Raw genomic sequence first — 13,060 nt, 5'->3', positions numbered from 1 at the left:
TCAGTCAGAGAAACTACCCTGCAATCGCTCGGCGCGAAACTCCAGGGTTTGCGGGCGGTAACCGGGGCGCAGGGGCGGCAGTGGCAAACAGTCTTCCCAATTCGCACCGGCCTGCAATTCGCCGGGGCCGCGGTAACGTGGTGCGGCATATTGATTGTCGGCGAGGTTGACGGTGTCGCCGGGGGCGTAAGCGGCGATGAGCCAACGCAGTTCGGTCAGCGGCACGTCGTTGCCGTTGTTCATTTTCAGCTGCAACGGACGATCCGCCGGGCATTGTTCCGGGGCGTAGGTAATGCGCAGTTCCAGGCGCGCCAGTTGCTTGACCTCGCGATTGTCCAGCCAGATCACCCAGGTGGCGACCAGGCCCAAGCCGATGGCGGCCGCGACCGAGACGGGCAGGGCCTTGGACGGGTAACGCAGCAGCAGGATCAGCCAGGTGATGACCAGCAGGACGCCGATGAACATGACGCGAAACCTCGGGAGGGGAGACGGTCATCCTACCTAAGCGTGGGTGCGGTTGGCGATGGGCTTGAGGCTTGCTCGCGAAGGGGCCAGAGCAAACAAAAAAGAACCCGGACAAAAAAGCCCCCGCCCAACCCGCTGCGGATGGGGAATCGCAGCGGGTTGGAAGGGGGCTTCTTGTGTTGCCGAACGCTTACTGCGCGATAGTTTTCACCGACACGCCACGCTCGATCGGTGTCGACCGACCATAGATATCTTCAAATCGCTCGATATCGTCTTCACCCAGATAGCTGCCCGATTGCACTTCGATGATCTCGAGTGGAATCTTGCCCGGGTTGCGCAAACGGTGCACCGAAGCGATCGGAATGTAGGTCGACTGGTTTTCACACAGCAGGAACACGTTCTCGTCGCAGGTCACTTCAGCCGTGCCGCTGACCACGATCCAGTGTTCGGCGCGGTGGTGGTGCATTTGCAGCGACAGGCACGCGCCCGGTTTGACCGAGATGTGCTTGACCTGGAAGCGACCGCCCATGTCCACCGAGTCGTAGGAACCCCACGGACGATAGACTTCGCAGTGGTTCTGGGTTTCGCTGCGGCCCTGTTCGTTGAGGGTGTTGACCATCTGTTTCACGCCTTGGACCGAGTCCTTGTGGGCGATCATCATGGCGTCCTTGGTTTCGACGACCACGATGTTTTCCAGGCCGATCACCGACACCAGTTTGCCGTTGCCGTGGATCATGCAGTTCTTGCTGTCCTGAATGACCACGTCGCCCTTGGTGACGTTACCGTTGGCGTCTTTTTCGTTGACTTCCCACAGCGACGACCAGCAACCGACATCGCTCCAGCCGGCGGTCAGCGGTACGACGCAGGCGCGCTGGGTTTTTTCCATGACGGAATAGTCGATGGAATTGTCCGGGCAGCAGGCGAAAGTGGCTTCGTCGATGGTGACGGTGTCGGCGTCCTGCTCGCTGCGCTCAAGGGTCAGCAGGCAGGTGTCGTAGATGTCCGGATCGTGTTTTTTCAGCTCTTCGAGGAAGCGGCTGGCGCGGAACAGGAACATGCCGCTGTTCCAGAAATAGCCGCCGGACTGGACGAACTCGGTGGCGCGTTTCACGTCCGGTTTTTCGACAAAGTGCGAGACGCGGCTGACGCCTTCCGGCAGCAGCGAGTCGTTGGTCGACTTGATGTAGCCGTAGCCGGTCTCCGGTTTGGTCGCCGGGACGCCAAACAGCACCATTTCGCCGTTTTCGGCAGCGACGGTGGCCAGGGCCAGGGCGCGTTGCAGGGCTTTCTGATCTTCCAGCACGTGGTCGGCCGGCAGCACCAACATCAATTCGTCGCGCCCCTCATTGATCAGCATCATCGCAGTCAGGGCCACGGCCGGCGCAGTGTTGCGGCCGAACGGTTCCATCAGGATGCGCTGGGTTTGCAGTTTGCGGGTGCTCAGTTGATCGTTGACGATAAAGCGGTGGTCTTTGTTGCAGACCACGATCGGAGTGTCCATGCCTTCGAACACCAGGCGTTCCAACGTTTGCTGGAACAACGTGTGCTCGCCGGTCAAAGCGAGGAACTGTTTAGGGAATTGCTTACGCGAAAGCGGCCAAAGACGTGAGCCACTACCACCTGACAAGATCACCGGAATCATGTTGTTACTCCTAAAAATGCAGTTGAAAGCTGCAAGCTTCAAGCGGCAAGTTAGATGCGCTTCTCTTGAAGCTTGTGGCTTGTGGCTTGTAGTTAATAGCTCGCGCTTAGCGTGTCGAAACCGGGCGTTTTACCCAGACTGGTGACAGGCTGCTGCCGTTACCGGTGACGTACAGCACCGCGGCCTCACCGCGTTCCAGGGCAACCGGTTTCACGTCGCCGACTTTCGTTGCGCCATCGTATAGCGCCAGGCTGACTTTTACCGGGTTGATTTCACGCTCGCCACGGCCCTTGGCGGCCACGGCCGGCACGACTTCGGTCTTGCCGTCAGCGGTTTTCAGGGTCAGGGCCTTGTCGCTCAGGTTCTGTACGCGAACCAGGGATTTCTGCTTGTTCTTGAACGGCGGCTCTTCGATCAGTTGCGGCGCGCCGCTGGCGTTGTTGACCAGGGTGTAATAGTGATCGCCGGCCAGTTTCACCGGCAGGGACTGGCTGCCGACCTTGGCGCTGTAGTCGCCGCCCGGCATGAAGCTGAAGTCGGTGCTGGACAGCGGCGCGACATCGGCCAGGTTGGTGGTGCCGACGGTGGCGCTGACTTCAGCGTTACCGGCGTTATACACACGCACGAAGCTCGAACCTTTTGGTGCGGTCGGGCCGTAGAGCGCGGCGTCGCCAGCGAAGGCGGACATCGACAACACGCTCATGCCTGCAACGAGTGCAAAGGTCTTGGCGAGACGGCGAGGAGTAGTAGTGAAAGTCATGGTAATACCTCTCTCTTTCAGTTTTGCGCCCGGTCGGGCGTCTCGGATTTAGTGTTTGCGGCTACGTTTTGTTGGCGGGCGCCGGCTTCTTTGAGCGCTGCGACCCACTGCGGGTCGGCGTCGCCGATTTCGTTGTTCACAGGCAGATAACGTTCAGGAAACTCCCAGATCAGCACTTGTGGCGGGCTGTTCTTGAAGGCATCGCTTTTCAGGTAGCTGAGCATTGGCAGAATCGGGCCGTGGCCGTCTTCGGCGTAATTGACCACGTCGCTGTGCAGCGCTTCTTTCAGCGCACCGACGAAGTTCCAGTTCGGATTGGCGCTGTAGCTGGTGCCGATCAGGGCCACCGGCACTTCGGTGTTGGCGAACAAGGCGTCATCACCACCGGCCTGATCGCCCGCCGCCACGGTGTTGCGCTTCTGCAACGGCTCGGCGGGCGGCATCAGGTTTTCGAACAGCGGGTCCAGTGGCAAGAACAGGCGCAAGTCACCCTTGTGAGTCACTTTCTCTGCCGGCTCGGTGACGAAGCGCTGAGGCTCGCCGCTGAGCGGAGTTTTCTCGGCAATGGTCTTGGCCAAGGTTTCGGCGGCGATTTGCGCACCTTCCGGGGTCCAGTGGGTGTCGGTGCGCAGGAACACTTGCTGACCGTTCAACTTGCCCTTTTGCAGCGGGATAAGCAGGTCAGGCGCGATGATCTTGTCGGCCGCCACACGCGCGTGGAAGTCCTCATACAGGTTGGCGTGAATGCTCGAAGGCTTCACGTCGCCCAGGTGTTCCGGGTACAGGCGGGTCTTGGCTGGCACGATCGCCATGACCAGTTTCACGCCTTTGTTTTTCAGTTCCTGGCGTACGCCTTCGACCAGCGCGTAGTTGCCTTGCAGGTTCAATTCTTCGTTGACGATCGGGTTGAATTCTTCATCGCTGTACAACCACTGGTCGCGACCGAGCACGACGCCCGGACGACCTTCGTTGAACAGTTTGAAATCCAGCGCGGCCCAGAGGTTGGTGCCCAGGCGCTTGATCGGGAACTCGTCGTCGTAGTGGGTTTCGACAGCCTTGGTCCAGCGACCGTTGAGCACGGTCGCGTCGGCGTTGGTGCTGAAGCCGAGGAAGCTTCGCGTCGACCACAGCCCCAGGACCAGCAAGGTCACCATAAACAGGCTGATGTAGAAGATGCGTAATGAGCGGGTCATGGTCAGATCCCTCAGAACTGGAAGTAAAGAAACGGCGAGAAGCTTTGCGCCGAGAGTTTGAAAATCGAAGCGATGAACAGCAGCAGTACCAGCGTGCGCATCACGTAGCGCGACCAGTCAGCGGTCCAGTAGGCCGGTTGCACGGTGGCTTCAACGCCCACGGTGTAACCCGGTTGGTGGATGCTGGCCGGGTTGTCACCCGGTACGGCTTTGATCATTCCAGGCGTCGCAGCGGCAGGGCCATCGGCCTCGACGTTAGCGTCTACGTTGATAGCAGGCTTGGTCTTTTCCGGTGGCAGGTTGCTGTAGAAATCACGGATGCCGAAGAACGCCAGGGTTGCGTACGCCACCACCAGGGTTGCCACTTGCAGGCCGGTGAGGCTGGCCTGGTTGAGTTCCGACAGCGACCATTCGCCAAAGCTGAACATCGCGCCGTACATGCGGCCGGCGACGTGCAGGTTTTCCGAACGGAAGATCACCCAGCCCATCACTACCAGCAGGAAGGTCAGCGCCCAGCGGATCGGGTTGATGCTGCGCGGCGAGGTGTTGAGGCCGAGGGCTTTTTCAATCGCCAGCCACATGCCGTGCCACGCACCCCAGACGATGTAGGTGATGTTCGCGCCGTGCCACAGACCACCGAGCAACATGGTCAGGAACAGGTTGCGATAGGTCATCAGCGTGCCTTTGCGGTTACCGCCCAGCGTGATGTACAGGTAGTCACGCAGCCAGGTGGACAGGCTGATGTGCCAGCGCCGCCAGAACTCGGTGATCGACTGGCTGATGTACGGCTGCTTGAAGTTTTCCATGAAGCGGAAACCCATCATCAAGCCCAGGCCGATGGCCATGTCGCTGTAACCGGAGAAGTCGAAATACAGTTGCGCGGTGTACGCCAGCGCACCGAGCCAGGCGTCGCCGGTGGTCGGGTTGTGCAAGGCGAAGCAATGGTCGGCGACCACCGCGAGGGTGTCGGCGATAAAGACCTTCTTGATGAAACCCTGCATGAACCGCGTGGCACCTTCGGAGAACTTGTCGAGGGTGTGGGTGCGGTTGTTGAACTGGTCGGCGAGATCGCGGAAACGCAATACCGGGCCGGCGATCAAGTGCGGGAAAATCGCCACGAACGCCGCGAAGTCGATCAGGTTGCGGGTTGCCGGGGTGTCGCCGCGGTAGACGTCGATGATGTAGCTGATGGACTCGAAGATGTAGAACGAGATTCCGATCGGCAACAGCACGTGGGTCAGGATGAACGGCGACAGGCCAACCGACGTCATCATTGCGTTGATGCTGTCGACGCCAAAGTTGGCGTACTTGAAGTAGCCGAGGATGCACAGGTCGACGCCCACGCCAAGCAGCAGCCAGCGCTGGGCAGGTTTGGTGCGCACACCAGCGGCGCCGACTTTGAGGCCGATCCAGTAGTTCCACAGCGTGACCGCTGCGAACAACGCGAGAAAGTCCACGCGCCACCAGGCATAAAACACATAGCTGGCGATCAGCAGCAGCAAGTTGCGATAGCGTATTCCGCTCAAGTAGTACATGCCGAGAAAGATCGGCAGGAACAAAAACAGGAACACGTTGGATGAAAATACCATCCCGGTCTCTCCATGTTTAACCAACAGTCAAGGGCCGCAGCCCCCCCAAACCCCCCAACCGAAAACCCGGGGGAATATCACTCAACTCAAATCTTGCACTGCCTCTTGTAGGCGTGAGCCTGCTCGCGATGAGGGTGTGTCAGTCGACATCAATGTTCAATGTCAGACCGCAATCGCGAGCAGGCTCACTCCTACAGAGGTTTGTGTTTGGCGCTAAGAACCCTTGTTGCCTTTTTCGTTGGCCGGGTCGTAGACCTTGGTCAGGTCACCCCCGAGGCGGAAGGTCTTGAACGGCTGCATCCCGTGCTTTTTCTCCAGCACATCCGGGGCGCAGGTGTAGAGCGTGCAGAACGGTTCGAGCCAGGCGAATTTCGAGTCGACCTTAAGGTCGGTCATGTCCTGATCCTTGCCGTTTTTCTTCTCGAAGATGTCCGGGTCTTTGACCCCGGCCAACACGCGATCACCCAGGCGTTTCAGCGCACCGTTGTTTTCCTGGCGCAGATCCACACCATTCACCTGAGCAAAACTGGCGATCATCGCCAAGGGCGGCAAGGCGTAGTTGTGATAGGCGAGGGCGCGTTGCTGGCGCTTCAATTCGTTCGGCAGGAAACCGTCGGCGTCGACCTGATTGGCGCCCACCTTGTATTCCTTCACGGCCCAGTCAAACAGGTCGCGGCGGTTGGTCGCGATCGACGTTGCCATCACCGACCAGGCCGCCCAGTACGAATGGTTGTTGGTTTTTTCCAGCGGCAGGTTGTCCCAGTCGCTGACCACCTGATCGGCCATTTTGCTGAACCAGGCTTCAATCAACTGCGACTCTTGCTGATGGTTGGCCAGCGGATGCGAGTCGGAGAACTTCAGGCGAATGTACGAGGACGCCATGCTGCCCAGCGCCCATTTGCGCATGGACTTGCCGGTGTGGTTGAAGTCCTTGGACATCAACGCATCGGCCTTGGCCCACGCGGTCAACCAGCTCAGGGTGCATTCGAGCTGTTCCGGGCGGCCGTCACGCATGAACTGCATCACGCGCTTGCTGGTGCCGCGCTCAATCTTGGTGATGTCAGCCGTGGTGTCGCGGAAGGCTTTTTCCGAGACCTCGTTCAGGGTCGAACGAGCCTTGTCGGAACCTTCGTACTTGCTGCGAAATTGCAGCGAGCCGGTGTAAGGCGTCGGCATCGCATCACAGCCTTCGCTGCTGTCGCCGGTTTTGACTTTTTCGATCGGCGCGAAGTAACCCTGTGGCGGGCGCAGTGGCGCGGCGGCCTGGGTGGCGCCGGCGAACATCGCCAGGGCCAGCAGGGAAGGTGCGAGCAACTTTTTCAAAGTTCGGGTTTGCATGCATGTCATAAGAGATTGCCTCACTGCCCGGCTTGAGCGGTACGTTGCCCAGCGCCAGGGAATACATTGCGTTTGCAGATTTTCGCTTCGACCTTCTGTGGCGCGGCACCTGCTTCAGGGCCCTGGACTTCGACGGCCAGCAGATTCTGCGAGGCCCAGTCTTCGTCCGTGCGCAACTCGAAAGCGAAACGCCCGTCGGTGTCGGAGGTTTCCGGTTTTTCGATTTTGATGTCCTCGTGGCGACCGTTCATGTACCAGAGGGTGGCTTGCAGGATTTTCACCGACGGATCGGCGAAGCGGATGTCGACCTGATGGCTGCTGTTTTGCAGATTCAGGTTGTTGCTGTTGACCATCAATTCGTTCTTGCCCGGCTTCAATGTCTTGCTGCCGGTCATCTGTGCATCTTTGCCTTCGCAACCGTTGTCCAGCAGCGCCATCATCTGGCGGTAGATGGTTTCCTGGTCGAGGCGGTAGAGCGGCGAGAATTCCCAGATCAAAATCTTCGGCGGCTTGGTCTGGAACTCTTCGCTGCCCAGGTACTGCAGCATCGAACCTTCCAGGCCACCGCCGGGGAACGCCACGTTGAGGATGTCGGCGCCGATCGCCTCTTCGAGGAAACCGGCGAAGTTGTAGTTCTTGCCACTGTGGCTGGTGCCGACCAGCGTGATCTCCGGGTTGCCGGAGTCGCTGAACAGATCGCCATCCGCCGCTTCGCCCTTCGGCTCGGTGGTGAATTGATCCATGTACTGGATCGCGTAGCTGGTGCCACAGAGTTGACCGGCCATGTTGTGCAATGTTCCGGTCTTGCCCATGCGACCCGACCTGTGGCTCTCGAATTCGCGTTTTGGAATGTCAGCAAATTCAGGCATTTGCTTGATTTTCTCGCCGACGATTTTTGCGGTGCGCTGGGCGCCATACGGCGTCCAGTGCTGGTCGCCGCGAAAGTAGAAGTCGTGGGCGGGCAGGGTGTCGGGCAGCGACTCGTTGGTCAGTGGCGACAGGTCCGGCACTACATAACCCATGGCGGCAAAACGCCCGAGCATGGTCTTGTAGTTCTTCAGCGCCTTGTCGAAATCGTACTTGGCCTTGTCGTCCGGGTTGAGCTTGTTGCGGTTCACCAGGCCACGGGTGGGCTGGTAAACAACGACGAGTTCCACGCCTTTGCTCTTGAACGCTTCGTGCAGTTCTTTCATGCGTTTGTAGCCGGCGGGCGAAGTGTCGAATTCGGTGCGCAAGTCTTCCTGCGTACGGAACAGCCAGTCGCCCTGGGCCTGCACCAACGTGGTGAAGTTCTGCTGATAACGCGTGGTGTAGTTCTTCGCGTCGTGGGCTTCGGGGCAGAGGTTGCAGCACGGCTCGGCGCTGAACTCGGGAGCCTTGGCTTCATCGGCGCGAACACCGCCGCTGGCCGCGAGAATGCCGGCGGTCAGGGCCGACAGGCTGAGTAATTTGATCAAGTGTGAGTGCATAAAATTATCCTCAGTCCCGCATTTCGGTCTGGCGTTCGACAGGGTCGATCAGCACGGCTTTCTGCTGGCGCACCAGCAGGTCGAGAATTTCATCCTGACGCTCACCTAGAATCCCGTTGAAGCTGATGCCGCTGGATTTGGTCGGGGCGAGCATGGACACGCGATACAGTTCGACGCTCAGCGGCGAGTCGATGGACAGCGGGCCGCTGCCGTTGCCGGCCAGTTCGCCGCCGACAATGATCAACGACACTTCGGCATCGAACGGATCGAGCTTGATGTCGCGGTCGGTGTCGCTCAGGTCCTTGATGTGGCCGTAGACGCCGGTCAGGCCGTTGGCCATCGACAGGTTTTCGTAGAGGCGGATGTTCACGCTGTTACGAATCCGAATGCCATGGCGACGGTTGCTGATCACCTTGTTGCCGTAGATCAGGTTGTCGGCACTCTCGTAAATCGTGATGCCATCGGTGTGGTTCTTGTAGATCTCGTTGTAGGCGACGAGGTTGTTCACGCTGTTTCGGTCGATCACCAGGCCGGACAATTTGTTGTCGAAACTGCGGTTGTTGAAGATGAAGCTGTCGTTGACCTCACGGGAAATAATGATCCCGTGCTTCTTCTTGGTCCCGTAAACCGTGTTGTCGGCGATGATCAGACCGTGGGAACGGTCATGCGGGTCGATGCCGTAAACGATGTTGTCTTTGTAGGTGTTGCCCTTGACCACGAAGTCGCGGGTCTCGTAGCAGTAGAAGCCGTACCACATGTCCGAAAACTCGGAACCGACGATCCAGCCGCTCGGCTCGGGACGCTTGAGCACCTTGGCCATGTTCGGCGTGTATTGGGAAATACTCACGCCGTAGGACTTACTGTTGGCGTAACCGAAACTGGCGATCTTGCTGTTGGCGATGTACGTCTGAGTGCCGCCCCAGGACAGCAGGAACGGACGGAATTCCTTGGGCGACTTGAAGGTCGCCGGGCCGTTGTCCTTCTCGCGCCAGCCAGTGATTTTGGTATCACGCACAAACAGCTGGCCGTCATTGACCAGGAACGAACCGGCCTCTTGGGACAGGCGCAATTCCTGGGTCTGCTTGTCGATTTCGAGGATGCCTTTTTCACCAACGACAATCGGCAACTTCGCCAGGAACACGCCCGGCGAGGTTTCGCTGAAGTACTGCTTGGGCAGCTTCTTCGCCAGGTCCTTGAGGTTCATGTAGCCGTCGTCGATGAAGATCGCCTGCGGGATGCCGTGCTGACGCACCACCCATTCGGCCATCTTGTTGTCACCGCCGATGAAATCCTTCAGCGCGTTTTCCTGCATCATCCGGCGCACGCTGATTTTGCCGGCCTTGGTGCGCACGATTTTCGCAGCGATGGCTTCGGCGGTGTAGCCGGAAGTGTCCGGCACTTTCGGTTTCGCCAGTTCCAGCGGCGCAGTGGGCGCGCTACTGACGGTATAGGTCTTGGCCTGTTGCAGCTCCTTGACCACGGTCACCGGCTTCGGCGCCGGCTCCGCATTGGCGAAGGCGGCGCCGCTTACCAGCAGCATCGCGCCGGCCAGCAAGGTGATCGAACCTCGCTTCGGATTGTTCATGTCGGGCACTCCCTTCGCGGTTCGCATCAGAAGCGCCAGATCACGTCGATGAACGCGCGGTGCATGTACGAATCGACTTCTTTGCCGTAGGCATCGCCCGGCTTGAACACACCGCCACGCAAGCGCACCAGGGCCGACGGTTCGTCGATCGACTGGCTCAGCGCGGCAGGCAACAGGCCTTGCTTGAAGTACTTGGTGACGACGAGGTCCATTTCCTGACCAAGGTCTTTGTTGCCATCTTCCAGCGGCAAGGACGTGCTGGAGAGCACCGCGCCGGTCGGGTCGGTGTCGTTTTCGACCGCGTTGATGCCGTTGCTGCCGACCGGCTTGTTGCCGTCGACGCGCCAGAATTTGTGGTAGATCACACTGGCGTCGTATTCGTCGTTGAGCATCCACGAACCGAACAACGTTGCGGTCTGCATGTTGTTCATTTCGCCACGGAAGGCTTCACCGAAACGGTGCACGCGCGAACGTGTGCCGGTGTAGTTCGAGCGGTTGCTTTCCAGGCCGTTCTGTTCGTAATCGGCGCTGGCGCGGGCATAGGCTGCACCGACTTGCCACTGCGGATCGAGGCGCAGGCGCACACCGACATCGGTGGCCCAGCCGTTGAGGTCTTCACCGCGCTTGGCTTCGGTCGGACGCGTGCCGTCGGCATTAAGCTGATTCACCGTGTCGGTGTCACCGCTCATGCCGGTGAGGCTGCCCCAGTAATTGACGGTGTTGGTGTTGCGGTAGTTGTAGGCGTCGCTGTCGGCGGTGAGGCCAAGCCAGCTGATGTCGCCGTTCTGTTTCTTGTCCAGCGAGTCGCCGGCCACACCCGGTTCCGGGTAGTCGAGCTTGCCGTCATCGTGGGTGTGATGCCCGCGAATGCCCACCCAGTTTCCCGGTGTCCACTGATACGCCGCATCGGCGTAGACGTGCAGGCGATCCTTGTCTTTCGGTGCGAGTTCTTTCAGGTCGGTGCGGTATTCGCTGAAGCGTTCGGCGACGCCGACGTTGGCACGTAACAGCGTGGTGTCGAAGGTCCAGTTCAGGGCTTCGATGTTGGTGTCGCGCCATTGGCCGTCGTCGTTGCGCAGGCGTTGGCGACCGAGCTTCAACTGCTCGCCCGGATACGGCGTGAGGCCGCTGTAGCCGACCCAGAATTCACGCATGCCCAGGTAGTTTTTCTTGGTCTTGCGATCACCGTTGTCGGTGGTCTGGGTGCCGTCGTTGTCGGCCTGCTGCAAGGTGTCGGTTTCGATGATGTCGGTGGACGTCACCGCCTGACCCATGGCGTAGGCGCTCCACGCGCCGCTTTCGCCATAGATCCATGGACGCAGGTCGAGGCCGACACCGTTGACGTCGCCGCCACTGGCGGTGCCGAGGTCACGGTCGTCTTCGGACTGGCCGGTGACTTTCACTTCGAGGCCGAAATTCTTGGCGTCGGTCAATGCCGCCAGGGTCGGGCACGACCACAGCAAGGCGCAGGTCAGGCCAATGCCTGCCTTCACGAATGGATTCAACTTCATAGGGATTCCTCGCCGTCTTCTTCTTGCAGGGCATGCAAATCCAGCGTGTTTGGGCTCAAGGCGCCACGAACGGCTTGTTCTTGTTTCAACAGGCGTTGGGCCTCGGCGAGCTGGGCAGGCGGCAGTTGGGCTTCGAGTGTTTGTGCAAGCTCGGTGGCTTGCGGAGTGTCCTGGGCCTTGGCCAATTGACTGAAGACATAGGCGTTCAGCGGATTGGGTTTGGTGCCCTTGCCTTGGGAAAACAGCTGGGCGATAGCGAAGTCGGCACTGTTCTGGCCGGCGCGCGCGGCGGTCAGCAGGTGATCCAGGGCTTTCTGCGAATAGACTTTGCCCAGGTAGCCACGGCGGTAAATCTGGCCGAGGTAATAATCGGCGGCGACTTCTCGGCCGACGGCTTTCTGGAAATGTTCTTCGGCGACTTTCGCGTCGGCCGGTACCCACTTGCCTTCGTAGTAGAGCTTGCCGAGCAGCAGTTCAGCGCGCGGCTGGTCAGCGGCGCGACCGTTGTCCAGGTACTTCATCATCGTGTCGACGTCACCGAGTTCCGGGAAGTCGTAGAGCAGCTGCGCCAGGCTGACCCAGGAAGCGGGGTAGCCGGGGGCGATGTCTTCGAGCAGCGACTGCGCGGTTTTCTCGTCGGTCTTGCCCAGGGTCGCATCGCCCAATACGCGAGCGACGCTGTCCACGCGCTGAGCGGAAACAGTGCCGCGGGTATGCGCCGCTTGCATCTGCTTGATCAGTTCGGCTTGCAGCTCCGGCTTGGCTTGCTTCTGGTACACCGTGGCCAGCTCGACGTAGCAGATGTCGGTGGTGTTCAACGCGGCTTTGCAGATGGTCGCAACTTCGTCCAGGTGCTGGTCGTAAGTGCCCTGGGTGCGATAGAGCAGCACCTGGGCCAAGCCCGCTTCAGGTTTCCCTTCGGCACGCCATTGGCTGATTTGCTGTTGCGCGTTGACGTTAGGGAAACTGTGCGGGTATTGCAGGTAAAGCATGGCCAACGGGATCAGGGTGTTGCCCTCACCATTGACCGAGGCTTTTTTCAACAGGCCTTCGGCTTCGTGCTGTTCGGCTTCGGTGGAACCGGGTTTGGCCACCAACAAACGCCCGAGGCGCGCCTGAGCCCGCGGCGAAACGTCGGCCGCGGCGCGGTAAGTCGCCTCGGCCTGCTTGATCTGCGCCGGGTCGCGGCTGTCGACCTGAATATCGGCGAGGCCGACTTGCGCTTCGCTGTAGCCGAGGTCGGCCAGTTGCTTGTAGTTCTGCTGCGCCAGCGCGGTGTCGCCGCGCTTCAGGGCTTCATTGGCCAGGCGCTGGTCGGGCAGGCCCGCGCAGCCGGCGAGGCTGACTGCAAGGGCCAGCGCGCAGAACGCATATCCCTTGTAGGAGTGAGCCTGCTCGCGATGCTGGCGGCTCGGTACATCAGACAAACAGCGCCGATCCCATCGCGAGCAGGCTCGCTCCCACAGGGATTGCGGTGTGTTGAAGATAGGAGTCGTCACGGGCATGTC

Annotated in this window: 10 protein-coding genes; all 10 read right to left on the bottom strand. The window is 59.9% G+C overall.

Annotation, left to right across the window (positions count from 1 at the left end; translation table 11 throughout):
- Positions 1-465: a multidrug transporter gene (locus ACYZT4_RS16175; protein WP_461981243.1), complete on the bottom strand. Its 465-nt coding sequence runs from the start codon at positions 463-465 to the stop codon at positions 1-3.
- Positions 466-655: 190 nt separating this feature from the next.
- Entirely contained in the window at positions 656-2,107 is a 1,452-nt protein-coding gene (locus ACYZT4_RS16170; protein WP_461981241.1) for a mannose-1-phosphate guanylyltransferase/mannose-6-phosphate isomerase, read from the bottom strand.
- 106 nt (positions 2,108-2,213) lie between these two features.
- Positions 2,214-2,867 (bottom strand): alginate O-acetyltransferase AlgF, encoded by a 654-nt coding sequence (locus ACYZT4_RS16165; RefSeq protein ID WP_461981239.1) that lies wholly within the window; start codon positions 2,865-2,867, stop codon positions 2,214-2,216.
- Between the two features lie 17 nt (positions 2,868-2,884).
- Positions 2,885-4,060: an alginate O-acetyltransferase gene (locus tag ACYZT4_RS16160; RefSeq protein ID WP_461981237.1), complete on the bottom strand. Its 1,176-nt coding sequence runs from the start codon at positions 4,058-4,060 to the stop codon at positions 2,885-2,887.
- Positions 4,061-4,071: 11 nt separating this feature from the next.
- Positions 4,072-5,649 (bottom strand): MBOAT family O-acyltransferase, encoded by a 1,578-nt coding sequence (locus tag ACYZT4_RS16155; RefSeq protein WP_461981235.1) that lies wholly within the window; start codon positions 5,647-5,649, stop codon positions 4,072-4,074.
- A gap of 213 nt (positions 5,650-5,862) precedes the next feature.
- Positions 5,863-6,987, bottom strand: coding sequence for a mannuronate-specific alginate lyase (locus ACYZT4_RS16150; protein WP_461981233.1), 1,125 nt, complete (start codon positions 6,985-6,987; stop codon positions 5,863-5,865).
- A gap of 20 nt (positions 6,988-7,007) precedes the next feature.
- Positions 7,008-8,456 carry an alginate O-acetyltransferase gene (locus tag ACYZT4_RS16145; RefSeq protein ID WP_461981231.1) on the bottom strand — a complete coding sequence of 483 codons (1,449 nt, stop codon included), beginning with the start codon at positions 8,454-8,456 and terminating at the stop codon, positions 7,008-7,010.
- Between the two features lie 10 nt (positions 8,457-8,466).
- Positions 8,467-10,041, bottom strand: a complete 1,575-nt coding sequence (gene algG / locus ACYZT4_RS16140; RefSeq protein WP_461981229.1) for a mannuronan 5-epimerase AlgG — start codon at positions 10,039-10,041, stop codon at positions 8,467-8,469.
- A gap of 26 nt (positions 10,042-10,067) precedes the next feature.
- Positions 10,068-11,552, bottom strand: a complete 1,485-nt coding sequence (locus ACYZT4_RS16135) for an alginate export family protein (protein ID WP_461981227.1) — start codon at positions 11,550-11,552, stop codon at positions 10,068-10,070.
- On the bottom strand, positions 11,549-13,051 hold the full coding sequence (gene algK / locus ACYZT4_RS16130) for an alginate biosynthesis TPR repeat lipoprotein AlgK (RefSeq protein ID WP_461981225.1): 1,503 nt from the start codon (positions 13,049-13,051) through the stop codon (positions 11,549-11,551). The genes ACYZT4_RS16135 and algK overlap by 4 nt, the downstream gene beginning before the upstream one ends.
- Between the last annotated feature and the right edge of the window lie 9 nt (positions 13,052-13,060).

The organism is Pseudomonas sp. GB2N2, from assembly GCF_054897705.1.
This window is presented reverse-complemented; position numbering and strand designations above follow the sequence as displayed.

Bases quoted from the DNA above. Each gene is read 5' to 3' on its own strand.
- ACYZT4_RS16175 (WP_461981243.1), bottom strand. From the start codon at position 465: ATGTTCATCGGCGTCCTGCTGGTCATCACCTGGCTGATCCTGCTGCTG.
- ACYZT4_RS16170 (WP_461981241.1), bottom strand. From the start codon at position 2,107: ATGATTCCGGTGATCTTGTCAGGTGGTAGTGGCTCACGTCTTTGGCCG.
- ACYZT4_RS16165 (WP_461981239.1), bottom strand. From the start codon at position 2,867: ATGACTTTCACTACTACTCCTCGCCGTCTCGCCAAGACCTTTGCACTC.
- ACYZT4_RS16160 (WP_461981237.1), bottom strand. From the start codon at position 4,060: ATGACCCGCTCATTACGCATCTTCTACATCAGCCTGTTTATGGTGACC.
- ACYZT4_RS16155 (WP_461981235.1), bottom strand. From the start codon at position 5,649: ATGGTATTTTCATCCAACGTGTTCCTGTTTTTGTTCCTGCCGATCTTT.
- ACYZT4_RS16150 (WP_461981233.1), bottom strand. From the start codon at position 6,987: ATGCAAACCCGAACTTTGAAAAAGTTGCTCGCACCTTCCCTGCTGGCC.
- ACYZT4_RS16145 (WP_461981231.1), bottom strand. From the start codon at position 8,456: ATGCACTCACACTTGATCAAATTACTCAGCCTGTCGGCCCTGACCGCC.
- algG (WP_461981229.1), bottom strand. From the start codon at position 10,041: ATGAACAATCCGAAGCGAGGTTCGATCACCTTGCTGGCCGGCGCGATG.
- ACYZT4_RS16135 (WP_461981227.1), bottom strand. From the start codon at position 11,552: ATGAAGTTGAATCCATTCGTGAAGGCAGGCATTGGCCTGACCTGCGCC.